This window comes from Kribbella sp. NPDC031520, assembly GCF_055580825.1.
This window is the reverse complement of sequence record NZ_JBVIKS010000007.1, coordinates 192,105-215,309: the sequence shown is the minus strand read 5'-3', so window position 1 is coordinate 215,309 and position 23,205 is coordinate 192,105. Positions and strand designations below refer to the sequence as shown.

Annotated in this window: 21 protein-coding genes; 7 read left to right on the top strand and 14 right to left on the bottom strand. The window is 68.9% G+C overall.

Annotated elements, in window-relative coordinates:
* Positions 1 to 58: 58 nt before the first annotated feature.
* Genes ACZ5BU_RS33610 through paaN form a run of 6 tightly spaced genes read right to left on the bottom strand, consistent with a single transcriptional unit; the run spans position 59 to position 5,838 of the window.
* Positions 59 to 1,090 carry a zinc-dependent alcohol dehydrogenase family protein gene (locus ACZ5BU_RS33610; protein WP_465704502.1) on the bottom strand — a complete coding sequence of 344 codons (1,032 nt, stop codon included), beginning with the start codon at positions 1,088 to 1,090 and terminating at the stop codon, positions 59 to 61.
* A 15-nt stretch (positions 1,091 to 1,105) separates the two neighbouring features.
* Positions 1,106 to 1,660, bottom strand: coding sequence for a hypothetical protein (locus ACZ5BU_RS33605; RefSeq protein WP_465704500.1), 555 nt, complete (start codon positions 1,658 to 1,660; stop codon positions 1,106 to 1,108).
* Positions 1,657 to 2,220, bottom strand: coding sequence for a TetR/AcrR family transcriptional regulator (locus ACZ5BU_RS33600; RefSeq protein ID WP_465704498.1), 564 nt, complete (start codon positions 2,218 to 2,220; stop codon positions 1,657 to 1,659). The genes ACZ5BU_RS33605 and ACZ5BU_RS33600 overlap by 4 nt, the downstream gene beginning before the upstream one ends.
* Before the next feature lie 42 nt (positions 2,221 to 2,262).
* On the bottom strand, positions 2,263 to 2,781 hold the full coding sequence (locus tag ACZ5BU_RS33595; protein WP_465704496.1) for a flavin reductase family protein: 519 nt from the start codon (positions 2,779 to 2,781) through the stop codon (positions 2,263 to 2,265).
* Positions 2,778 to 4,175, bottom strand: coding sequence for a serine hydrolase domain-containing protein (locus tag ACZ5BU_RS33590; protein ID WP_465704495.1), 1,398 nt, complete (start codon positions 4,173 to 4,175; stop codon positions 2,778 to 2,780). Before ACZ5BU_RS33590 ends, ACZ5BU_RS33595 begins: the two co-directional genes overlap by 4 nt.
* A complete protein-coding gene (gene paaN / locus ACZ5BU_RS33585; RefSeq protein ID WP_465704493.1) occupies positions 4,168 to 5,838 on the bottom strand; it encodes a phenylacetic acid degradation protein PaaN in 1,671 nt (556 codons plus the stop codon). The genes ACZ5BU_RS33590 and paaN overlap by 8 nt, the downstream gene beginning before the upstream one ends.
* 72 nt (positions 5,839 to 5,910) lie before the next feature.
* Here paaN and paaI point away from each other — a divergent pair, with 72 nt between their 5' ends.
* The 3 genes from paaI to paaK are packed head-to-tail and all read left to right on the top strand — an operon-like array spanning position 5,911 to position 8,846.
* Positions 5,911 to 6,339, top strand: a complete 429-nt coding sequence (gene paaI / locus ACZ5BU_RS33580; protein ID WP_465704491.1) for a hydroxyphenylacetyl-CoA thioesterase PaaI — start codon at positions 5,911 to 5,913, stop codon at positions 6,337 to 6,339.
* A complete protein-coding gene (pcaF, locus tag ACZ5BU_RS33575) occupies positions 6,336 to 7,538 on the top strand; it encodes a 3-oxoadipyl-CoA thiolase (RefSeq protein ID WP_465704489.1) in 1,203 nt (400 codons plus the stop codon). The genes paaI and pcaF overlap by 4 nt, the downstream gene beginning before the upstream one ends.
* Before the next feature lie 9 nt (positions 7,539 to 7,547).
* Positions 7,548 to 8,846, top strand: coding sequence for a phenylacetate--CoA ligase PaaK (paaK, locus tag ACZ5BU_RS33570; protein WP_465704487.1), 1,299 nt, complete (start codon positions 7,548 to 7,550; stop codon positions 8,844 to 8,846).
* A 3-nt stretch (positions 8,847 to 8,849) separates the two neighbouring features.
* Here the strand turns inward: paaK and ACZ5BU_RS33565 are convergent, their stop codons facing one another.
* A complete protein-coding gene (locus ACZ5BU_RS33565; RefSeq protein WP_465704485.1) occupies positions 8,850 to 9,533 on the bottom strand; it encodes a hypothetical protein in 684 nt (227 codons plus the stop codon).
* A gap of 126 nt (positions 9,534 to 9,659) precedes the next feature.
* Between ACZ5BU_RS33565 and ACZ5BU_RS33560 the strand changes: the two genes are divergently transcribed.
* Both ACZ5BU_RS33560 and ACZ5BU_RS33555 read left to right on the top strand, forming a co-directional pair.
* Positions 9,660 to 10,181 carry a DinB family protein gene (locus tag ACZ5BU_RS33560; protein ID WP_465704483.1) on the top strand — a complete coding sequence of 174 codons (522 nt, stop codon included), beginning with the start codon at positions 9,660 to 9,662 and terminating at the stop codon, positions 10,179 to 10,181.
* A 71-nt stretch (positions 10,182 to 10,252) separates the two neighbouring features.
* Entirely contained in the window at positions 10,253 to 10,879 is a 627-nt protein-coding gene (locus ACZ5BU_RS33555; protein WP_465704481.1) for a TetR/AcrR family transcriptional regulator, read from the top strand.
* Here ACZ5BU_RS33555 and ACZ5BU_RS33550 read toward each other — a convergent pair.
* Positions 10,876 to 14,109 (bottom strand): BTAD domain-containing putative transcriptional regulator, encoded by a 3,234-nt coding sequence (locus ACZ5BU_RS33550; RefSeq protein ID WP_465704479.1) that lies wholly within the window; start codon positions 14,107 to 14,109, stop codon positions 10,876 to 10,878. The two genes, ACZ5BU_RS33555 and ACZ5BU_RS33550, sit on opposite strands and share 4 nt — an antisense overlap.
* Before the next feature lie 86 nt (positions 14,110 to 14,195).
* Here ACZ5BU_RS33550 and ACZ5BU_RS33545 point away from each other — a divergent pair, with 86 nt between their 5' ends.
* A complete protein-coding gene (locus tag ACZ5BU_RS33545; RefSeq protein ID WP_465704477.1) occupies positions 14,196 to 15,545 on the top strand; it encodes a serine hydrolase domain-containing protein in 1,350 nt (449 codons plus the stop codon).
* A gap of 60 nt (positions 15,546 to 15,605) precedes the next feature.
* Here the strand turns inward: ACZ5BU_RS33545 and ACZ5BU_RS33540 are convergent, their stop codons facing one another.
* From ACZ5BU_RS33540 to ACZ5BU_RS33525, 4 genes are all read right to left on the bottom strand, one after another.
* Positions 15,606 to 16,406 carry an ABC transporter permease gene (locus ACZ5BU_RS33540; RefSeq protein ID WP_465704476.1) on the bottom strand — a complete coding sequence of 267 codons (801 nt, stop codon included), beginning with the start codon at positions 16,404 to 16,406 and terminating at the stop codon, positions 15,606 to 15,608.
* Positions 16,403 to 17,383 (bottom strand): ATP-binding cassette domain-containing protein, encoded by a 981-nt coding sequence (locus ACZ5BU_RS33535; RefSeq protein ID WP_465704475.1) that lies wholly within the window; start codon positions 17,381 to 17,383, stop codon positions 16,403 to 16,405. Before ACZ5BU_RS33535 ends, ACZ5BU_RS33540 begins: the two co-directional genes overlap by 4 nt.
* 75 nt (positions 17,384 to 17,458) lie before the next feature.
* The gene (locus ACZ5BU_RS33530) at positions 17,459 to 18,775 is read right to left on the bottom strand and encodes an MFS transporter (protein WP_465704474.1); all 1,317 of its coding nucleotides are present in this window, start codon (positions 18,773 to 18,775) and stop codon (positions 17,459 to 17,461) included.
* The gene (locus ACZ5BU_RS33525) at positions 18,772 to 19,512 is read right to left on the bottom strand and encodes a GntR family transcriptional regulator (protein WP_465704473.1); all 741 of its coding nucleotides are present in this window, start codon (positions 19,510 to 19,512) and stop codon (positions 18,772 to 18,774) included. The genes ACZ5BU_RS33530 and ACZ5BU_RS33525 overlap by 4 nt, the downstream gene beginning before the upstream one ends.
* Before the next feature lie 243 nt (positions 19,513 to 19,755).
* On the opposite strand from ACZ5BU_RS33525, the gene ACZ5BU_RS33520 reads away from it, so the two are divergent.
* Complete coding sequence (locus ACZ5BU_RS33520; RefSeq protein WP_465704472.1) at positions 19,756 to 21,153, top strand: S8 family peptidase; 1,398 nt, start codon at positions 19,756 to 19,758, stop codon at positions 21,151 to 21,153.
* Positions 21,154 to 21,235: 82 nt separating this feature from the next.
* Here ACZ5BU_RS33520 and ACZ5BU_RS33515 read toward each other — a convergent pair whose 3' ends face one another.
* On the bottom strand, positions 21,236 to 22,159 hold the full coding sequence (locus ACZ5BU_RS33515) for a hypothetical protein (protein WP_465704471.1): 924 nt from the start codon (positions 22,157 to 22,159) through the stop codon (positions 21,236 to 21,238).
* Between the two features lie 174 nt (positions 22,160 to 22,333).
* Positions 22,334 to 23,164 (bottom strand): EamA family transporter, encoded by an 831-nt coding sequence (locus ACZ5BU_RS33510; RefSeq protein ID WP_465704470.1) that lies wholly within the window; start codon positions 23,162 to 23,164, stop codon positions 22,334 to 22,336.
* Positions 23,165 to 23,205: the final 41 nt, after the last annotated feature.

The following is a 23,205-nucleotide window of genomic DNA, read 5'->3' as shown; positions in this document are numbered from 1 at the left end:
CCTTGACAGTGTGAGAGCGCGCACATCGGGTGTTCGAACAGACCCGTTGCGCACAAGATCAGGGCCGCAGCAGCACCTTGATCGCGCGGCGTTCGTGCATCGCGGCGTACCCTCCGGCGACGTCCGCGAGCGGGATCTCGGAGTCGAACACCTTGCCCGGGTCGATCTCCCCGCTCAGTACGTCGGCCATCAACTGAGGCAGGTACGCACGGCACGGCGCGGCGCCGCCGTTCAGCCCGACGTTCCGGCCGAACATGGTCCCGATCGGCACCTCGACGCCGTGCGGTACGCCGACGAAGCCGACCGTCGCACCGGCCCGCGCGACCTCGAACGCGGTCGTCATCGACTGCTTCGTACCGACGCACTCCAGTACGGCGTCCGCACCGACCCCGGCGGTCAGTTCGAGTACGGCGTCCCGCGCCGCGTCGCCACGTTCGGAAATGATGTCCGTGGCACCGAACTCCTTCGCCAGCTTCTGCCGGGGCTCATGACGCGACAAGGCAACGACCCGCGCCGCGCCCATCCGGGAGGCCGCGAGGACGCCGCACAGGCCGACCGCGCCGTCACCCACGACGACGACCGTGTCGCCGGCCTTCACCCGGGCCGATCGCGCCGCGTGCCACCCGGTGCCCATGACGTCTGAGAGTGTGAGCAGCGACGGTACGAGGGAGTCGTCGGGCACCTCGGGCGTCGCGACCAGAGTGCCGTCGGCGTACGGAAGCTTCACGTATTCGCCCTGGCCGCCGTCCGCCCTCGCACTGCCGTAGCCGACCAGGTTCTGGCAAGCAGTCTGGTAGCCCGCGAGGCAGTGCGGGCAGGTGCCGTCGCTGACCACGAACGGCGCGATCACGAAGTCGCCGGGCTTGACGGTGCGGACCTCGGACCCGATCTCCTCGACGATGCCGACGAACTCGTGCCCGATCGGCCGCGGCTGCTTGACCGGGTTCTCCCCGCGGTACGGCCAGAGGTCGGAGCCACAGATGCACGAGGCAACGACCTTGACCACCGCGTCCCCCGGCCCGTCGATCTTCGGGTCCGGCCGCTCTTCCAGCCGTACGTCGAACGCTCCATGAATCACCGTGGCTCGCATGGAGCCCACACTAGATCAGGCCGGAACGGGCACCTTCGAGACCCGGTTGGCGTCCCACGCCAGCCACACGCAGGCGGCCGCGAGCAGTACGCCGTGGGCGATCCGCAGCGCAGGCGGGCCGAAGAACTGCGGCAGGAACAGGCCGAAGCCGACCGCGAACAGGATCGCCGGGACGCTGCACAGCCGGATCGCGACGATGATCGCGCCGGCCGCCATGGTCAGCAGCCCGACGCCGAACATGGTGATCGCGAACGGGTTGTAGCGCACAGCCGAGGCCAGGTCGAGGATGTTCGACTGGTGAGCCATCGCGTGCAGGCCGAAGTCCTCGGCGCCGTAGTACGGCAGGGTCAGGCCGGCGCCGATCCAGAACACGATCGCCGCCGTGCGGTTGATCGGCAGCAACGCGACCGCGGCCAGGATGAACCCGATCATCGCGCACAGGTGCGCGATCACCCAGGCGCCGGCGCCCATCGCGGCGGCGGCACCGGCGGTGGTCGACTCGTCCTCCCACGGGCGGAGGGCGGGATAGAGCAGGAACAGAACGCCTGCGACGGACAGCGGGATCCTCATGATTCATTCCTCAGACTGGCGAGATACATCCGGACGATTTGGTCGTAGGTCTCGTCGAGGTCCTCGGGCAGGCCGAAGCCGCCTGCCGACTCGACGGACGCGAAGCCGTGCACGAGCACCCGGAGACGCCGGATCGCATGCACCGCCGCCGGGCCCTCGAGACCGTAGCCGCGCAGCGTGGCGAACATGACGCCGGTCAGCTTCTTGCCCGCTGCCTCCTGCACCGGGTCGTGCAGCGGGTCCACCGGCATCGCGGCGTACCGCTTCGGATGGGTTGCGACGTAAGCGCGGTAGGCGTGCATCAGTGCGGTGACCGCCTCGTCGCGACTCATGCCCAGGACAGTGGCGGTGAACTGCTCGGTCATGTCCTCCAGGACCCGCACCCCGACGAGTGTCTTCAGCTCGCCGAGGTTCGCCACGTGCTTGTACAGCGACGGCGTGGCGACCCCACAGCCCTGCGCGACGGCGGCGAGCGTCAGGCCGTCCGGCCCGTGCTCGTCGACGATGCGCAGTGCCACCTCGACCACGGCAGCAGGCGTCAGCGACCCTTTAACGACCATAGCCCAGAGGCTAATGCCATTAGCCAGCCGTCGTCAACAGGGTCAGATCGTCACGTACCGTCCGCGCCGGTGGGCCAGAGCCGGTACGTCGTCCGGGCCGAACTCGACGTGCGCGATCTCGAGCTGGACCTGCAGGCTCCACCCGACTTCAGGCGGGTCCGGATCGACCAGCGTGCAGCCGGCCCACGTACTGACGCCGACCGGCGCGGGACCCCATGCGGTGTCCGTCCAGTCGATCAGCCGGAACGGGCCACCGGGAGCCGGTGCGACGTACCCGAACGCGTCCGCGAGTTGCCGGTGTGGTTCGCCGAGCAGCGACACCACCGCGGTCCTTGCCTCGCGCAACGTTTCCCACAGGTCCGAGTCCGGGTCGAGCAGCCCGATCACGTACCCGGGCTCGCCGTCCGCCACCAGCATCGACGACACGGTGAGCCCGGCCCGTTTCCCGTCGTACTCCGTCGTCCACAGGCCGACCGGCGACGGCAGCCGCCCGCGGAACCGGCGGACCGGACTCCGCTCGGACTCGGGCGGCAGGAACGGGTGATCGCCGTGAATGGTCACTGCGCCACGGTAACCCGCTCCGGGAGGCTGAACTTGTCGATCGGGTGCAGGGTGAGCCCGCCGGCGCCGCTGACCGAGGCGATTTCACCGTTGGCGTCGAAGGCGTAGCTGTACGACTCCCCGTAGGACCCGTAGCCGTTGCCGCTGATGATGCGCAGGGTGTCGCCGTCGGCCTCGAGCTCCTGGGGTTCCTCGGCCGGGTTCGCGCCGGTCGGGTCGGTCGCGTAGAGACGGCCCCCGAGCAGCACGACATCGGCGACTCCCCACAGGTTCGCGAAGCGGCCGGTGAACCGGGCCAGGCCGGTCGCGTCACCGCGTTCCTTCGTCGTGGCGAGGTCGAGGAGCCGGAAGAAGCCCTCGGCGAGCTGCCCGGCCGGGCCGTCGATGGCATTCGTCAGCACCGACACGACGACTCGCTGCTTGGGGTCGACGAGGGACCGGGTGATGTGGCCGGGGTAGCCCCCGCCGTGTCCGAACACGTCTCGCTCGCCGACCTTCGTCACCGACAGACCGAGACCGTACCGCCCCTTCTCGTCGGCGCCGGTGATCCACAGCGGGTGCTGCATCTCGCGCTTCGACTTGTCCGACAGCAGCCGGTCGTCGCCGGGCAGATGCGCGGAGAAGTACGTCACCAGGTCGCGCGCGTTGCCGAAGAACCCGGTCGCGGAGGCCAGGGCGCGGGTGTCGACGTGTTCGATCGGCACCCGCTGGTCGGCGTACGCCAGCGCGCTGTAGCCGGCCGCGTACTCCGACGACCGCTTCGGGTCCAGCTCCGGGCCGAGGCCGGTCAGCCCGAGCTTGTCCACGATCGCGGTCTGGACGTAGGAGTTGTACGACGTCCCGCTCGCCGCCTCGACGAGCAACCCGAGCAGGCCGTAGCCGATGTTCGAGTACTTGAAGCGGTCGTTCTCGGCGATCACGGCCGACGCCTCGTTCCGCAGCACGGCGAGGAGCTGGTCGCGGTCCGGGAAGGGTTTGGACAACTGCCACCAGTTCGCGTCGTCGCTGTCCCGGGTCAGGCCGCCGGCGTGCGCGAGCAACTCCCGTACGGTCCGCTCACCGGCCGCCGTACCGACGATCTCGGTGACGTGCTGCGACGCCTTGTCGTCCAGCCGCAGCCGGCCCTGCTCGACCAGTTGCAGGATCGCGGTCGCGGTGAACGTCTTCGAGTGCGACGCGATCCGGAACAGGTGCTGGTCGGTCAGCGGTACGTCGTTCTCCACGTCGGCGCGGCCGTACGCGCTCGAGAACACCACGGCGTCCGTGGCGTACACGGCGGCCTGGACCCCGGGGACGCGTTGATACCGCTGGTTGAACCTCAGCCAGCTGTCGTAGTAGGTGAGCGCTTCGCGCAGGTTCGCTGAATCGAGCGGAGTATCCAGGGCCTCAGACATGACGCCTAGATTGAATGACGCGGAAGCGACTCGCAACGTAAGCGCCGTCGGTGTATGTCGCGTTGGCCGCCGGATTCGCCCCGGTGCCGTGGAAATCGCTGAAAGCAGCCGATTGATTCACGAACACGCTCTGCGTCAGGTTCTCGGACAGCGCGACGCCCGCGTCGAGGGCTGCGTCCCGGGCCTCGTCCAGGATCTTCGGGTCGGTCGAGTAGATGCCCGCGGTCATCGCGCCACCCTCGGTCACCGTGGACCGGAACAGCTCGATCGCCTGTGCGGTGTCGGCCGTCTTCACCAGGAACGACACCGGGCCGAAGCACTCGCGCCGGTAGACATCGGCGTCCTCGGCGTCGATCGCGACGAGCAGCGGCGTACGGACGACCGCCTCCGGGAAGGCCGGGTGCTGGATCGCGCGGGACTCGAGCACGACCTCGCCGTACTCCGGGGCCAGCTCGAGGCGGCTGATCACGGCCTGGTTCACGATGCCGCCGAGGATCTCGACCGCGCGGGCGTCGTCGCCGAGCAGCTTGCCGATCGCGGTCGCGATCCCGGAGCCGACCTCCTCGAAGGACTTGTGGCCCTCGTCGGTCTCGATCCCGCCGGCCGGGACGAACAGGTTCTGGGTGGTGGTGCACATCTGGCCCGAGTACAGGCTCAGGGTGAAGGCGAGGTTGTTGCACAGCGCCGTGAAGGAGTCCGTGGAGTCGATGATGACCGCGTTGACACCGGCCTTCTCGGTGAAGACGGTCGCCTGCGTCGCGTTCTGCTCGAGCCATTCGCCGAACTCGCTGCCGCCGGTGAAGTCGATCAGCTTCACCTCGGGGCGCTGGGCCAGCGGCTTGGCCAGGCCGTCACCGGCCCGCTCGGTGGCCAGGGTGACCAGGTTGGGGTCGAAGCCGGCCTCGGCGAGCACCTCGCGGCAGACCTCGACCGTGATCGCCAGCGGCAGGACCGCCAGCGGGTGCGGCTTGACCACTACGGCGTTGCCGGTGACCAGGGAGGCGAACAGGCCGGGCCACGAGTTCCAGGTGGGGAACGTGTTGCAGCCGATCACCAGCGCGACGCCGCGGCCGGTGACCGTGAACGTCTTCTCCATCCGGATCGGGTCACCCTTCGCGGGCTTCTCCCAGGTCGCGGTGGCCGGGTACCGGTTCATCTCCTCGTAGGCGTACGCGACCGACTCCAGCGCGCGGTCCAGCGCGTGCGCACCGCCGGCCTGGAACGCCATCACGAACGCCTGCCCGCTGGTGTGCTGGACCGCGTTCGCCAGCTCGAACACCCGCTTGTGCAGCCGGTCGAGGATCTCCAGTGTGACCCCGGTCCGCCCGTCGATCCCGGCGCGCCGCCAGTCCGCCAGGCCCTGCTGGGCGGCGGTGAGCAACTCGTCCAGGCCGTCCTCGACCACCCGCGGGTACGCGACGTCCATCGCGATCCCGTACGGCGACTGCTCGGTCACCACCGTGCCGCGCGCACCGGGGATGTCGAGCTCGTACGCAGTACTGAGGTGAGCCTCGAAGGCCGCCTTGCCGTCGGCGGCCGCGGTCTCGCCGTACACCCGGGGGCTCGGCGACTCGGGGAACGCGGAGTGGTAGCCGCGGTCGTGGATCGCCTTCAGCGCGCCGTCGAGGCGCTCACGGTGGGAGGAGAGCAGGTCCGTGGTCATGACTGCGATGTTACAGTCGTTGGCGCGACGTGGACCAGGGTGTCACAAGCCTTCTTCTCGATTGGGCGGCGGATGAGTGATTTGGCGGCTCGGGTGGCGGCGGCGATGTGGGCGGAGGACACCGCCAGCGCCGGACTCGGGATGAAGCTCGTCGACGTCGGCGAAGGGACGGCGCGGCTCGAGATGACCGTCCGCGAGGACATGGTCAACGGGCACGGGATCGCGCATGGTGGATTCGTGTTCAGTCTCGCCGACTCCGCATTCGCGTTCGCGTGCAACTCGCGCAACCGGGTGACGGTCGCGCAGGCCTGCGACATCGTGTTCGTCGCACCGGCGCACCGCGGTGACGTACTGGTCGCGGAGGCGCGCGAGCGGACCACGTTCGGCCGGAACGCGATCTACGACATCACGGTCACCCGCGGCGACGAGGTGATCGCGGAGTTCCGCGGCCGCAGCCGGCAACTGTCAGGCACGATCGTTCCATCGGAGGAGGGCGCATGACCCGCCAGGCGTTTCTGGTCGACGGGGTGAGGACGCCGATCGGGCGGTACGGCGGTGCGCTGTCGGCCGTGCGTCCCGACGACCTGGCCGCGCATGTCATCTCGTCGCTGCTGAACCGGACCGCACTCGACCCGGCGCGGATCGACGACGTGATCCTCGGCTGCGCGAACCAGGCCGGCGAGGACAACCGCAACGTCGCGCGGATGGCGGTGCTGCTCGCGGGCCTGCCCGACTCGGTGCCCGGTACGACGATCAACCGGCTGTGCGGGTCGGGCCTGGACGCGGTCGCGTACGCGGCCCGGTCGATCATTGCCGGCGACAACGACATCGTGGTGGCCGGTGGCGTGGAGTCGATGTCGCGGGCACCGTTCGTGATGCCCAAGGCAACGACTGCGTTCTCGCGGCAGGCGGAGGTGTTCGACACCACGATCGGATGGCGGTTCGTGAATCCGGTCCTGAAGGAGCAGTACGGGATCGACTCGATGCCGGAGACTGCGGAGAACGTGGCCGCTGAGTTCAACGTGTCGCGTGAGGACCAGGATCTGTTTGCGGTGCGCTCGCAGCAGCGAGCGGCGAAGGCGCAGGCGAACGGGCGGTTGGCCGAGGAGATCGTCTCGGTCGAGGTGCCCGGAAAGCGCGGCGCTGTGACCGTGGTCGACGTTGACGAGCACCCGCGCGAAACATCTCTCGAAGCTCTTGCGGGGTTGAAGACTCCGTTCCGCTCTCCTGGCACCGTTACCGCTGGGAACGCTTCTGGCGTGAACGACGGGGCGGCCGCTTTGCTCGTGATGAGTGGAGAGGCCGTGGAGCGGTTGGGGGCCACTCCGATCGCCCGGGTGGTGGGGACCGCCGCAGCGGGGGTGCCGCCGCGGATCATGGGGATCGGGCCGGCGCCCGCGACCCGGAAGCTGCTCTCGCGGACCGGCGTCGCCTTGTCCGATATCGAGGTGATCGAGTTGAACGAGGCGTTCGCGTCCCAGTCCCTCGCCGTACTGCGGGAGCTCGGGCTGCCCGACGACGCCGAGCACGTCAACCCGAACGGCGGCGCCATCGCTCTCGGGCATCCGCTCGGCATGTCCGGCGCGCGACTGGCGTTGACCGCCGCGTTCGAGCTGCGCCACCGCGATGCCCGGTACGCGCTGGCCACCATGTGCATCGGCGTCGGCCAGGGCATCGCGACCCTGCTCGCCCGTCCCTAGGAGGACGTCATGTTCGGTGAGGCTTGCCCGTTGGAGCTGCGCGACGCCGGCGAGAAGCTGTCCGTCGACGAACTCCGGTCCCGCCAGTTGTCGTTGCTGCAGGCAACTGTACGGCGGGCGTACGAGAACGTGCCGCACTATCGGGCCGGGCTGGATGCGGTCGGGTTCAAGCCCGGTGACCTTCAGTCGTTGAGCGATCTGAGCCGGTTGCCGTTCACCGCGAAGAAGGATCTGCGGGACAACTACCCGTTCGGGATGTTCGCAGTGCCGCGGACCGAGGTTGTGCGGGTGCACGCGTCCTCGGGTACGACCGGGCGGCCGACGGTGGTCGGGTACACGCGGCGGGATCTGGACAACTGGGCCGACTTGATGGCGCGGTCGATCCGGGCTGCGGGTGGGCGCGCGGGAGATGTCTGCCATGTCGCGTACGGGTACGGGTTGTTCACCGGCGGGCTGGGCGCGCACTACGGGGCCGAGCGGCTCGGGTGCACCGTCGTACCGGTCTCCGGCGGGATGACCGAGCGGCAGGTGGATCTGCTCCGCGACTTCGGCGCGCGGATCATCATGGTCACCCCGTCGTACTTCCTGGCGATCGTCGACGAGCTGGAACGGCGCGGCCTTGATCCGCGGGACACCGCGTTGCGGATCGGGATCTTCGGCGCCGAGCCGTGGACCGAGGCGATGCGTACCGAGGTCGAGGAACGGACCGGGATCCACGCCGTCGACATCTACGGACTGTCCGAGGTGATGGGCCCGGGCGTCGCGCAGGAATGCGTGGAGACCAAGGACGGCCTGCACATCTGGGAGGACCACTTCTATCCGGAGATCATCGACCCGGTGACCGGCGAAGTACTCCCGGACGGCTCCGAGGGCGAACTGGTCTTCACCACGCTGACGAAGGAAGCCTTCCCGGTACTGCGCTACCGCACCCGCGACCTGACCCGCCTGCTCCCGGGCACCGCCCGCCCCGGTATGCGCCGGATGGAGAAGATCACCGGCCGCACCGACGACATGATGATCGTCCGCGGCGTCAACGTCTTCCCGACCCAGATCGAGGAACAGATCCTCCTCGTCGACGGCCTCACCCCGCACTACCTGTGCGTCCTCACCCGCCCCGGCCGCCTCGACGAACTCACCGTCCAGGTCGAGGCCGCCCCGGACCTCGCGGACCGTTCGGCGGCCGCATCCACGCTTGCGCGCCGCATCAAAGACCGGGTAGGCGTCACCGCAGCCGTCGAGGTCCTCGACCCACACGCCCTCGAACGCTCCCTCGGCAAGGCCAAACGCATCCGCGACGACCGCAAGTAGGTCTCAGAGCAAAGACTCGGCTTGGGTTTCCAGGGAGCGGGGTTTGCGGAAGGCCGGTGGGCGGATGTGAGGCCGGACCAGGGCTTCCACTTCGAAGTCCTCGAGGTTGAACTTGGTGGCGATGTCCCGGTAGGAGGCGCCGGTACGAACCTCGTCGATCACGTCCTCGACCGGGACGTCGCCGACGAGCGGGCGGCCGTAGGCGCGTGCGGGGTCCACGATCACGTCGATGTCGTGGTAGATCACCAGGCGCAGCGTTCCGGCGTACCCGTCGTCGGACCAGCCGATCGCGGCCGAGCCGCGGCGGAGGACGCCGGGGAAGCCGCCCTGGCTGTCGCGGATCCGTTCCCAGCCGGCCTCGCGACCCTCGGCGGCGATCTCGACCAGCAGGTCGCGGCCGTCGTGGGCGAGACCGGACCAGGCCAGCGGGTACCGGCGGCCGGCCCGCGAGCGGAGCGCGACCGCGGCCTCGCCGATCGCGTGCAGGGACAGCCCGGTACGGCGCAGGTGCCGCAGCATGTGCGTCTCGACCAAACCGGCGAAGGTGATCGTCGGCTCGCCACGGCCACCGCTGCGCGCCTCCAGCGCCCCGGACCGCAGCCAGTCGCCGAGCGTGGTGGCCGGCAGCCCGAGGTGGAGCGCGACCTCGGCACGCGTGTACAAAGGCAGGTCGAACCGCGGATCCACGTCTCACCCCTCACCAAAGGCGGTCGCCGACCCGACGAGCATGCCACCCCACCAGCCGACTGTGTGCACCCGCCGACCGTTAAATGGTTGGTCGGTTCTCGAGGACGCCCTGTACGGTGCGCGCTCATGACCCAAGTACAGCGTCCGGCCCTGACCGCCGGTGAGCGTGAGCAGTTGACCGGATGGCTCGACGTTCAGCGTTCGTTCGTCCGGATGAAGTGCACCGGGCTGAGCGAGGCTGATGCCCATCGCAAGGTCGTACCGACCTCGCCGCTGATGTCTCCGGCGGGCCTGGTCGCGCACCTGCGCTGGGTCGAGTACTCGTGGTTCCAGCTGGGTGTCGCGGGCGTCCCCGACACCGGCCAGACGCCGTGGACCGAGGACGGGCACCCCGACGCCGAGATGTTCGTCGACGACGTACCGATCGCGCAGTTGCTGGACGAGTACGACGAGGAGTGCCGGCGGTCCAACGCCACGATCGCGGACCTGCCACTGGAGGCCGTCGAGGTAGGGCAACCTGCTGACAAGGCAGCTTCTTTGCGGCACGTGCTGTGCCACATGATCGAGGAAACCGCCCGCCACGTCGGCCACCTGGACATCATCCGCGAGCTGATCGACGGCACGAAGGGTTACACGAAGCTGGACTGACCTGGTTACGCCTGCGCCGAGGGGTGGATAGGATGTCCGGGATCTGGCACGGGGTAGCGACAAGAGGTGTGATGAGGGAACCCTCCGTACGCCGTTATTCCGGGCGGTCAGTCGAGGAGTGGAAGGCCGCGCGCCGGGAACGGCTGCTGGCTGCCGCGCTCGAACTCTTCGGGACCGAAGGCTATCCGGCGACATCCGTGGAACGCCTGTGCACACAGGCGAAAGTGTCCACCCGGCACTTCTACCACGAGTTCCAGAACAAGGAAGCCGTGCTGCTCGCGGTGCACGCGCAGGTGATCGAGTTGGCGGTCCGGAGTACCGGGGACGCGCTTCGCCGGACCGCCGACCGGCCGGTCCGGGAGCGGATCGCGGCAGCCGTCGACTCGTACCTGCGGACCATCATGAGCGACCTGCGGCGGGCCCGGATCTCGTTCGTCGAGGTGGTCGGCACCAGCCCGGCGGTCGAGGAGCAGCGGAACGCGTTCCGGGAGCTGCTGATCGGCAACGTCCGGGACCTCGGCGACACCGCGGTCGAGCGCGGCGAGATCAAGCGCAAGGACTTCCGGTTCCTCGCGCTGGCGTTCTTCGGCGCGGTGAACGCGGTCGTCCACGACTGGATGCTCGCCGACCCGCGACCACCGGAGCAGAAGGTGCAGAACTCCCTGCGCGACCTCGCCGTGGAGCTGATCACCGCCTAATCGATATACCGCTTGCGGATTTCGGCGAGGGCTTCGTCGCGCGGTACGGCGGCACCGGCCGCGTACGTCGCCTCGTACGCTTCGTTGCCCAGGGCATCGCGGAGTTCGTCGACGAGCCGCTGGACGTCGGCGTCCGGGATCGTCCGCAGGCCCTTCATGGTGGCGGCCAGGCCGAGCAGCCGCGCGATCTCCTCCGGCCTGCTGGTCAGCAGGTCGGCGTGCAACCCGATCTCGACGACCGCCGCCGCGACCGGCATGTCCTCGGTGCCGAGTGCGAGCCCGATCGCCTGGCGGGCACAGTCCTGCGCCTTCTCGACGTCGCCGGTGGTCGCGTAGATCCGGCTCAGCTGCCCGAGCATCACGGCCTGGCCGTGCGGCGCCATCCGTTCGGTCTCGAGGTCGAGCGTCGCGTACGCGCGCTCCGCGAGCTCGCGCGCCTGGTCGACCCGGCCGAGCCGGAACTCCACCTTGGCCAGGCCCATGTACGCCATCGCCTCGCCACCGCGCGAACCCGTCTCCTCGGACAACCGGAGCGCCCGCTCCAGGTCAGCGCGGGCACCGTCGTAGTCCTCCAGCTCGACCCGGCTCGACGCGCAGCTTCCGAGCAGCTGGGCGACGCCCTCGGTGGTACCGAGCTCCTCGATCAGCCGGAGCGCCTCGACCAGCGACTCCAGCGCGGCGGCGTGGTCCCCGGTGCTCGCCTGGTATCCGGCGAGCCCGCGCAGCGCCATCGACGTACCGAACCGGTCGCCGAGCTCGCGGAAGCCGGCGAGGGCGACCGTGAGGTTGGCCGCCATCTCGTCGACCTCGCCCTCGTTCTCGCGGAACATCGCGCTCGTCATCACGCCCATGTTCCGGATCCACGGATCCTCATGCCGGCCCGCGGCCTCCAGCTCGGCGAAGCAGGTCGCCTTGTCCCGGCGGATCGCGGCCCAGACCGCGTTGGTGAACAACCCGATCCCCGAGTCGACGAGGATGCGGTGCTTGCGGGTCATCCAGCGCACCGTGGCCAGACCGCGGATCGCCTGCCGGAACGACTTGGCCGCGTCCTCGCCGGACGACATCCGCCCGAGCGCGAGCAGGTACAGCGCCTCGGCCTTGTCCAGCGGCACGGTCGGACCCGGTACGGCGAGCGCGGTCTGCATCCAGTTGACCGCCTCGGCCGGCCGGCCGCTCATCGTCCAGTACTCACCGAGAACCGCGACCATCTGTACGGCGACCCGCGCGGAGCCGGTGTCGATCGCGGTCCGCAGCGCGTCGATCAGGTTCTCGTTGTCGGCGGTCAGGCGGGCGATCCACTCGATCTGCTCACCGGTCCGCAGCTTCGGTCGCGCCTTGCGGAGCATGCGGCTGAAGTAGGCAGTGTGTGCCTTCCGGAACCGGTCGTACTCACCGGAGGCCTTCAGTTGTTCGGCCCCGTACGCGCGGACCGTCTCCAGCATCCGGTAGCGCACGGACCGCTCGTCAGCGGCCGCCTCGACGAGCGACTTGTCGACAAGCGACGCGAGTACGCCGAGCACGGACTCCGCGGGGATGCTCTCGTCGCTGCAGATCTGCTCGGCCGCGTCGAGCGTGGCGCCGCCGGAGAACAGCGAGAGTCGTCGAGCGACCGCCTGCTCGTCCGGGTCCAGCAGGTCCCAGCTCCACTCCACTACGGCACGGAGCGTCTGGTGCCGCGGCAGGGCGGTGCGTGAGCCGCTGGTGAGCAGCCGGAAGCGGTCCGCGAGCCGGTCCACGATCTGCGGCGGTGTGAGCGCACGCAGACGTGCTGCGGCCAGCTCGATCGCCAGCGGCATCCCGTCCAGCCGGCGGCAGATCTCTGCGACCGCCTGCCGGTTGGTGTCGGTCAGCTGGAAGTCAGGGCGTACGGCGCGAGCACGGTCGACGAACAGCTGCATCGCCGGGTAGTCGTCCGGCGTGGTGTCTTCTGGCGGGAGCCCGAGCGGTCCAACCGGGTGCAGGTGCTCGCCGGGGATGCTCAGCGGCTCTCGGCTGGTCGTCAGCACCCGCAGCCGCGGGCAGGAGGCTAGGAGCGAGTCGACGAGTCCTGCGACCTCCTGGACCAGGTGCTCGCAGTTGTCGAACACCAGGAGGATGCGACGGTCGCCGATGACCTCTACGAGTCGCTGCGTCGCAGCACGGCTGGTCGGGATGTGCTTGGGCGCGAAGGACGCTGGCGTGAGGTCCACGAACTCACTCGCGCCCAGTGTGGACAGGACTGCCGGTGCCACGTCCGCTGCGTCACCGAGCGGTGCGAGCTCCACTAACCAGATGCCGTCGCCGGACTGGTCCACGAGAGTCCTGCCGGTTTCAGTGGCGAGTCTGGTCTTGCCGGCACCGCCCGGACCGACCATGGTCACCAGCCGGGTCCCGTTGCTCAGCAGCCGGGTCAGCTCGGCCACGTCCTCACGGCGACCCACGAAACTCGTCAGCGGCGCCCGCAGGTTGCTACGCGGTGCTGCCGGAGCAGAAGCCGGTACGGCGGTGTTCTTGGCGACAGGGTCAACCGAGTCACCACGTAGTACGGACACGTGGAGGTCCCGCAGACGGCTGCCGGGGTCAGCACCGAGCTCGTCGGCCAAGGTGGCCCGGATACGTTCGTACGCCGTCAACGCTTCCGCCTGGCGGCCGTCGGCGTACAGGGCGCGGATGAGCAGCTCGTGCACGCGTTCGCGGAGCGGGTGCGTGGCGGCGAGGCGTTCGAGGTCGGCGATCAGGTCGCGGGCGCGGCCGCAGCTGACGGCTGCCTCTGCCAGCTCCTCCGCACCGGCCAGTCTTAGCTCTGCCAAGCGGTCCGCCTCGACCGTGGCGAACGGGAGGTCGCGCAGGTCGGCCAGGGCATCACCACGCCAGAGCTTGTCGGCCTGCATGAGCAGTGCGTGCGCCTGCTCCGGGTCGGAGGTGAGCAGGGCACGACCTCGCCGTACCAGCTCCTCGAACTGGAGGGCGTCGACGCAGTCCGGACCGATCGTCAGCGTGTAGCCGGCTGGGCCGGACTGCACCGAGATGCTCGACTCGGTGGCCGGCAGACTCGCCCGCAGCCGGGACACCAGCGACTGCAGCGCGTTCGCGCTCGGGGCCTCGCTCCCCCACAGCGCGTCGACCAGGGTCTCGACGCTGACCGGCCGCCCCGCGCTCAACGCGAGCCGTGCGAGCAACCCGCGCAGGCGTACGCCGCGGATGTCGAGCGGAGTCCCGTCGGCCGCCCACATCGCGAGAGGCCCAAGCACCGCTATGCGCACTCCACCAGCCTCGCACATCCCGCTGCCCAATTACCCCTGCCTTTTGTCACTCAGCTCCCTTAGGGTCGGAAGGCGTGACAGAAATCGCCGCGCAGACGCAGGTCGCGCTCTCCCGAATCGTCGCTGAACGTCAGTCCAAGGGCCGGGTGCCGGGAGTCGTGGGCGCTGTCGCCCGCGCCGGCTCACTGGCCTGGTCCGTCGGGGTCGGATCGGCGGATCTGGACAGTCCCGGCGTACCGCCGACTGCCGACTCGCAGTTCCTGATCGCGTCGCAGAGCAAGACGCTGACCGCGGTGGCGATCATGGCGCTGCGCGACGAGGGCAAGCTCAGCCTGGACGACGCCATCGAGAAGCTGATCCCGGACAGCAAGCACGAGGGCATCACCGTCCGGCAGATGCTGAGCCACGCCAGCGGGATGCAGCGCGAGCCGGTCGGCGACGTGTGGGATCTGATGAAGTTCCCGTCCCGCGAAGAGCTCGTCCCGGGCTGGAACGCGGCCGAGCGGGTCGGCAGGCCGCACCACAAGTTCCACTACTCGAACCTCGTCTTCTCGTTGCTCGGCGAGATCGTCGCGCGGCTGGACGGCCGGTCCTGGTACGACGCGATCAAGGCGCGGATCCTCGACCCGCTGGAGATGCGCCGGACCACGGTCGGCATGGACGGTGGCCCGGCGCAGACCGGGTACTACGTACCGCCGTTCTCCGACGTACCGGTGCGCGAGCCGCTGCTCGACATCGGCGCGATGGACGCCTGCGGCGGGCTGGCGTCGACGGCCGAGGACCTGGCGAAGTGGGCGATGTTCATCGCGGAGCCGGTCGACGAGGTGCTGTCGAAGGACACCCTGGACGAGATGTGCCAGGTGCAGATCATGGCCGACGTGGACCGTTGGCAGCTCGCGTTCGGGCTCGGGTTCATGCTGCTGCGGCGCGGCGACCGGTTGTTCGTCGGCCACGACGGCGGCATGCCCGGCCACATCACGTCGACGTTCGTCGACCGCTCCTCCGGTACGGCGGGCATCGCGCTGTTCGGCGCCACCTCGTCGCCGGCCCCGAGTGCGCTGGCGACCGACCTGATCATCAAGGTCCTGGAGGACGACCCGCTGCCGCCGGAGGCCTGGGTCCCCGGTACGTCGGTACCCGAGGAACTGTCCGGCGTACTCGGCACCTGGTTCTCCGAAGGCGACCCGTTCGTCTTCTCGGTGAAGCAGGGCGTCCTCGAAGCCAAGTCCCCCGCGGCCGCCGAGTACCAGTCCCCCGCCGTCTTCGAACGCCTCTCCGAAGACGTCTACCGAACCGTCTCCGGCCGCGAAACCGGCGAACTCCTCCGCATCACCCGCGACCCCGCGGGCCACCCCACAAAGTTGCACTGGGCAACCTATCTCTGCACCCGCGAACCCCTGTCCTTCGGCGAGCTCAACTCGTAGACCACACACCAGTCGGTGCCGACCCGGCGGACGCGTACCAGCGCCGGGTCGGCACAGTTGTTACGTACGGCGGCGGTAGGCGCGGATCGCCAGCGGGGCGAAGACCGCGACCAGGCCGACCATCCAGGCGAGCGTGATCAGCAGCGGTTTCTCGATCGGGCCGCCGAGCATCAGGCCGCGCATCGTGTCGACCAGGTACTTGACCGGGTTGACCTTCACGAACGCCTGCAGGAACCCGGGCAGCGTGTCCGTCTTCACGAACACGTTGCTGCCGAAGGTCAGCGGGAACATCACCAGGAACGCCACACCCTGTACGCCCTGGGCAGTCTTCAGCGAGAGTCCGAGCCAGACCCAGATCCAGCACATCGACAACGCGAACGCCAGCACGACCAGCAGCGCGAGTAGGCCGTACCCGACGCCGTTCTGGAACCGGAACCCGAGCGCGAAGCCGGTACTCATCAGGATCACGATCGACAACGAGTACCGGACCGCGTCGCCGAGCACCGCGCCGACCAGCGGCGCGATCCGGGCGATCGGCAGCGACCGGAACCGGTCGAACACGCCCTTCGCGAAGTCGTCGTTCAGCGCGACGCCGGTACCCATCGTGGAGAACACCACCGTCTGCACGAGCAGGCCCGGCAACAGGAACGGCAGGTAGTCGCGCCATCCGGCGCCCTGGGCGATCGCACCGCCGAACACGAACAGGAACAGCACCAGGAAGATGATCGGCTGGAACGTGACGTCCGCCAGGGCTTCCGGGTTCTGGCGGATCCGGACGATGTTCCGCCAGGCCAGCGTCAGGCTCTGCTGCACCCAGGCGAACGGATTGGTCCGTCTGGTCTCGATTGCCACCGTGCTCATCGGCCGGCTCCTGCCAGGACTTTCGGCTCTTCGGTGGTGTGACCGGTCAGCGCCAGGAACACCTCGTCCAGGCTGGGCAGCCGCAGCGACAACTCGGTCACCGCGATCCCGGCCTCGTCCAGCCGTCGTACGACGACCGGCATCGACGAACCGTCCGTGACCGGCACGCTGACGAGGGCGTTCACCACGTCGACGGTCGGCCGGGTACCGACGGACTCGGCGACGATCGCGGCGACCCGTTCGATGTGCGACGGCTCGGCCGGGCGTACGTCGAGCGACTGCCGGCCGGCCTGGGCCTTCAGCTCGGCGGGCCGCCCGTTCGCGACCACGGCGCCCTTGTCGAAGACCACGATCGAGTCGGCCAGGGCATCGGCCTCCTCGAGGTACTGCGTGGTGAGCAGGACCGTCGTACCGTCGAGCACCAGGTTGCGGACCGTCTCCCAGACGCCGTTGCGGGCGTGCGGGTCGAGACCGGTCGTGGGCTCGTCCAGGTACAGGATGCTCGGGTTGCCGACCAGGCTCGCGGCCAGGTCGAGGCGGCGGCGCATACCGCCGGAGTACGTCTTGGCGATCCGGTCGCCGGCGTCGGTCAGTTCGAACCGCTCCAGCAGTTCGGCCGCCTTGGCCCGGGCCTGCGGGCGCGAGTACCCGAGCAACCGGCCGATCATGATCAGGTTCCGGCGGCCGGACATGTCCTCGTCGACCGACGCGTACTGCCCGGTCAGCCCGATGATGCCGCGGACCTTCCCGGCCTCGCGGACCACGTCGTACCCGCCGACCACCGCGTGCCCGGCGTCCGGCCGGAGCAGGGTGCCGAGGATGCGGACCGCGGTCGTCTTGCCGGCGCCGTTCGGGCCGAGGACCCCGAGGACCGTGCCGGTCGGCACGGTCAGGTCGACGCCGGCAAGCGCCGTGGTACTGCCATATTTCTTGACCAGACCGACCGCCTCGATGGCGGCCTGGTTCGTTGTGGTCATCGGTACCTCCCAGTTGTTACTTCACTGGGACTACCGTCTCCTCAGGTGCTGGCACGGGCCTGGCACGCCGCTGTCTCAGCCTTTCAGCGGGACGACCTGGTTCGCCAGCAGCGCCTGGTACGCCTCGGGGTTGTAGCGCGCGAGGTTGCCGCGGGCCTTACGCCGGTACTTGAGGATCTGGCGGGTGCCGATCGCCCACAGCACGTACTGGAACGCCAGCGCGACCTTGAAGTCACCGATCTCCTGCGGAGCGCCGCCGGACGAGACGTCGAGCAGTACGCCGACCATGCCGATGCAGAGCAGCGTCGCGATGAATCCGCCGGTGTTGACCATCCCGTTCGCGGCACCGAACCGCGTGGTGGGGTTGAACGTCCGCGCGTAGTCCAGCCCGAGCATCGACCCCGGCCCACCGGCCGCTTGTACGACGATCAGTGCGAGCAGCACGGGCATCGGCGCGCGGCCCGGCCAGAGCAGTACTACGGTCCACATGACCACGGAGCCTGCGATGACCGCCAGCACGATCCACGAGCGGTAGAACGGGAACCTGGCGGCGTACCGTCCGACCAGGGGGCCGTAGCAGAGGCCTGCCAGTACGGGGATGATCAGCATGGCCGCAGCGGTCGTTGGGGCTACCCCCTGTCCCTGTACGAGGAACGGGTATCCCCAGAGCAGGCCGAACGTGCTGCCGGAGAAGCTGGTGGTGAAGTGCGTCCACAGCCCGAGCCGTGTACCTGGCTCGTTCCAGGCGCGACGCAGGTTCTTCTTCACCTCGCTGAGCGGCTGCTTGGCGCGGCGGAGCTGCTCGTCGTACGGGGAGTTCTTGAGCAGCAGTAGTACGAGTACGCCGGTCACCAGGCTCAGTACGGACGCCGCAGCGAACGTGGGTGTCCAGCCGAAGGCATGGAACGCGGCAGCCATCGGAACCGTCGACATGATCGCTCCGAGACCACCGAGCATTCCTGTCGCCTGCGACATCACGGGCTGGCGTAGCGCGGGGAACCACGACATGACCACCCGCAGCACGCTGATGAACACCAGGGCGTCGCCAACACCTAGTACTGCACGGGTGGCTAGCGCAGCGGGGTACGAGTTCACCATGCTGAACGCAGACTGCGCTACGAACAGCAGCGCGGACGCAGCGATCAAGAGGCGCTTCGAGCCGTAGCGGTCGAGCAGTACGCCGACGGGGACCTGCATGGCGGCGTACACGGTCAACTGGACGACGGTGAAGCTGGCCAGTGCTGACGCGGAGATGTGGAAGCGCTCCGCCGCCTGCAGACCGGCCACGCTCATCGAGCCGCGGTGCAGGACGGTGACGAGGTACGTGAGGACAGCAATGGCCCACACCGCCCAGGCACGCCGTCCGCCCAGGGGGTAGCGAAGTTCGTTCACCGCGTGCCCCGCAGATCCGTCGCGGCGGTCTCGATGTGGGCGATCACGAGCTCGCGGAAGCGCTTCACGCTGTTGCCGCCGAGCGCGTCGATCATCTCCTGGTGCGCGGTGATCGACTTGTCCATCCGGGCCGGCTGGACCTCGATCCCGGGCACGCCCATCCGGACCTGGCGGTCCCGCAGGCTGTTGTAGAGCTTGGCCAGGATTTGGTTGCCTGCGGCATCGACGATCGCCTCGTGGAAGGCCCGGTCGGCCTCCAGGAAGCTCTTCGCGTCGCCGTCCTTGCGGTGTGCGCGCATCTCGTCGACGCGCGTGCTGAGGGCCTCGATCAGCTGCTTGCGGCGCGGCCAGACCTTCGCGGCGGCGTGGGTCTCGATCAGCTCCCGGGCCTCGAGCACGTCCTCGATCTCCTGCGGCAGCACCGGCAGGACGAGCGCACCCTTCTTCGGGTAGAGCTTGACCAGGCCGGACTCCTCGAGACGGAGCAGAGCCTCGCGGACCGGCGTACGGGAAACACCGACCGCGGTCGCCAGCTCACCCTCGGTGAGTAGCTCGCCGCCGGGGTACGCCCGGTCGAGGATCGCTGCCTTCACGTACGCGTACACGCGCTCGGCCGCGGGGATCTTCTCCACCCCCGGCGCGGCCTCGACCACTACCCGCGCGATCTCCGCGGTCTCGTCACCCAATGTCACCGCGTCGTTCTCCGCGTCCCCGCCTACCACTGCACTCCCACCCATACGACTCGTATCTCTGTTGTATCTATCTTACATGCACAGGTAATCCACTGTCGAAGCGGGTTATTCCCCAAGTTATCCACAGGTGGATCCACAGAATGTGGGCAACTGAGCGTGATCCTGCCGCTGCATGCAGGGTTTCCCCTGCGTTGTGGACGAAGAACTCCGTCGGTGCGCGATCCGGCCTAGAGTCTCGGGTTACCGGTCCGGACCCGTCCGTCCGGTCCCTGCCCCTGAGGAGGCCTCGTGTCCCGTACGCCCCGCCCCCGCCGGCTTGCCGCCGGGCTCTCCGCCGCCGCGCTGGTGTGCGTATCGCTCGGCGCCACGACGAACGCGCACGCCGCCACGACGGCCGGACCGCTGATGAACTACGTGATCAACACGAAGGCCACCCCCGGTCACGTGCGGAAGACCGAGGAGGCTGTCAAGGACGCGGGCGGCAAGGTCCTCGTCTCGTACCAGCAGCTCGGCGTCGTCATCGCACAGTCCACCAACCCGGACTTCAAGACCGACATACGCACCGTGCACAACGGCCGCGAGGTCGAGTCGGTCGGCGCCACCCGCACGGTCGGCGTCAGCGAAGGACCCGGCGGTGCGAACTCGACCGACGAGAGTACGGCGACCCCGGTGCCCGACCCGCGAGAAGGCGAGCAGTGGAACCTGGTCCAGATCAAGGCTGACCAGGCGCACGCGGTGACCGACGGCTCGCGGAACGTGCTCGTCGGCATCAACGACAGCGGTGTCGACGACACCCACCCCGACCTCGCCCCGAACTTCGATGCGGCGGACTCGGTGAACTGCGTGAACAACGGCGTACCCGACACCACGCCCGGCGCCTGGCGGCCGACGACCAGCATCCACGGCACCCACGTCGCGGGCATCGTCGCCGCAGCACGCAACGGCGTCGGGATCGTCGGCGTCGCGCCGGGAGTCCGGATCGCCTCGGTCAAGGTGGTCAACGACGCCGGCTTCATCTACCCGGAGTACTCGATCTGCGGGATCGTCTGGGCCGCCCAGCACCACATGGCAGTGACGAACCACAGCTACTTCATCGACCCGTGGGAGTTCTGGTGCGACGACAACGGCGACCAGGGCGCCGTCCAGGAGGCCGTCCGCCGGGCGTACGCCTGGGCGTCGGACCAGGGCACGCTGTCGGTCGCGGCAGCCGGTAACTCGAACTATGACCTCGCCAACAAGACCACCGACAGCGACAGTCCGGACGACGCGACCACGGTCACGCGGACAATCAACAACAACTGCCTCGACATGCCGACCGAGCTGCCCGGTGTCATCACCGTCGCCAGCACGACCCAGGCCCGCGTGAAGAGCAGCTTCTCCAACTTCGGCCTGAACAAGATCGACGTCGCCGCCCCCGGCAGTTCGATCCTGTCAACCGTCCCCGGCGGCTACGCCAAACTGAGCGGCACCTCGATGGCCTCGCCCCACGTCACCGGCATCGCCGCCCTGATGAAATCCACCCACCCGTGGTGGGGCCCCCGAGACATCGAACAAGCCCTCCAACGCGAGGCCGACGACGTCGCCTGCCCCACCGCCACCCCGGACGCCCGCTGCACCGGCACCACCGCCAACAACTCCTTCTACGGCGAAGGCCTGGCCGACGCCCTGGACGCCGTAAGCCGCTAACCCCCAAGCCGAGTGGGGGTCCACCGCCCGGGACCCCCACTCACCCTCAAGGAGGCTGTGTCAGGCGCTAGGAACTCCGGGATTACTGAATGTGAGGGTAGAGGGTGAGTCTGCCACCGTTGCGGACGTTGATCACGGCTCGATCTCCGAGAGGCTCGGCAAGGGTGACGGTCGCCGGCGAGGTGGCACCGACGCCCTGACAGGAGTCGCGCACCAGACTTATGCTCCCGCCGATGACCACCATGTCCTTCAACTCGCGGACCTGAGCCCGAAGGTCGCGGTCACATGACCCGTGATCAAGGGTGAAGGTGAGCGTGCGGTCGTCGACCCCGGTGAGCCATCCAACCGGCACGAGACTCGGGTCCAGCCGTTGATTCAGTCCGGGCGGTGGGGTGGGCTCCACCAGAGGCTGCAGTACCTCGGTGGAGATTGCCAGGACGACGATCGGTCGGGACAGGCCCTGCGCTGTGAAGGACCACGCAGGTACGGTCGCGCGACCGCTGCTGGTCTCGACGTCAGCTGTCTTCAACACCACGCCGGTGATCGTGAGCTTGCACTTCGAAGCCGGTATCGCCATCTGACGGCAGTTGTCGTACGGCGTTCCGATCGCTTGGGTCAGCGCGCGCCCGGGATCGAGGACGCTCGCCTCGAGGCTGGAGCCGTCGCCGAATTCGATACGGGTCGTGCCCCTTGATCCACCGTGCACTCCCGCCGCGATAGTGACGTGCCCGGCACCCCACGCAACCTTCTGCTCGACGGTGTCGAAGCCCAGCCCCGGCGTCCGGGAAGAGTAGAGGAAGATGCCTTTCCGGGCCTGCGGGATCCCCGCAGCCCGGACGGCCTGCTCGACGGCACGCGCCCGCTCGAGAAACGCCGTAGTCGCCGGACCTACCGGAATCTGCGTTCCAGCCGTCTTCCGAGGCATCGCCGAACCGGCGCTTGGCGTCGCGCTGCTCGCCCCGGAGGCCGGCGTTCTCTCGTTTCCGCACGACGCCGCAGCGAGCACGACAAGAAAGAAAGCAGGAACCAAGCGCGGCCCCACACCTCACACCACGACCAATGGTCCGCATAGCCCGAGTAAACACCCGCCAGGCGCGATGCGGCTCCGCCTCGGATCGCCGAATCGTGGATCGAGGTTCGAATCGTCGACCGAATCGCACGACTCGGCGGCCGTCGTGGCTCAGCCGGTGGTGATCAGGACGATACCGGCGACGACCACGGCGGCGGCGGTGGCTCGTTTGGGGCCGAAGCGTTCGTGGAAGAAGAGGGCGCCGATGACGGCGCCGAAGATGATGCTGGTTTCCCGCAGGGCGGCGATGGCGGCCAGGGTGCCGCGGGTCTGGGCCCAGAGGACGAGGCCGTAGGCGACCATCGAGACGACGCCGCCTGCCAGGCCGGAGAGGATCGCCGGGCGCGGGAGGTTGAAGGTCTTGGGGCCGCGCCAGGCGAGGACGGCGATCGGTACCGCGAATCCTTGGAGCATGAAGACCCAGCCCATGTACGTTGCCACCGGCATCTTGTGTACCGCGACCCCGTCGACGACGGTGTACGACGCGATCATTAGGCCGGTGCCGATCGCGGCGAAGATCGCCGGGAGTTGGTTGCGCCCGGGCCGGCCGATGAAGACGAGGGCGATCAGGCCGGCTGAGACGAGTAGTACGCCGGCCAGTTCGACCGCGGCGAGGTGTTGGTGGAGTACGACGATCGAGACGACGGCCACGACCCACGGCGACGTACCGCGGGCCAACGGGTACATCTGACTGAATTGGCCGAGTTGGTACGACGCCAACAAGCCGCCGAGGTACGCGAGGTGGAGGAGCGCCGACGCGATGATGTACCACCACGTACCGGCCGGCGGCAACCCCATGAGCAGTACGGCAACGAGGCCGATCACCCCGGCCGCCAGCTCGAACAACGCCAGCCCGGCGACTCGGTCCGGTGCGCCGTGAGCCATCGCGTTCCACGTCGCGTGCAGCACGGCCGCACCGAGTACGACCAAGATCACCACCACACCCACACCCTCTCACTGTGTCGGCGGCGGGTCAGGCGGAT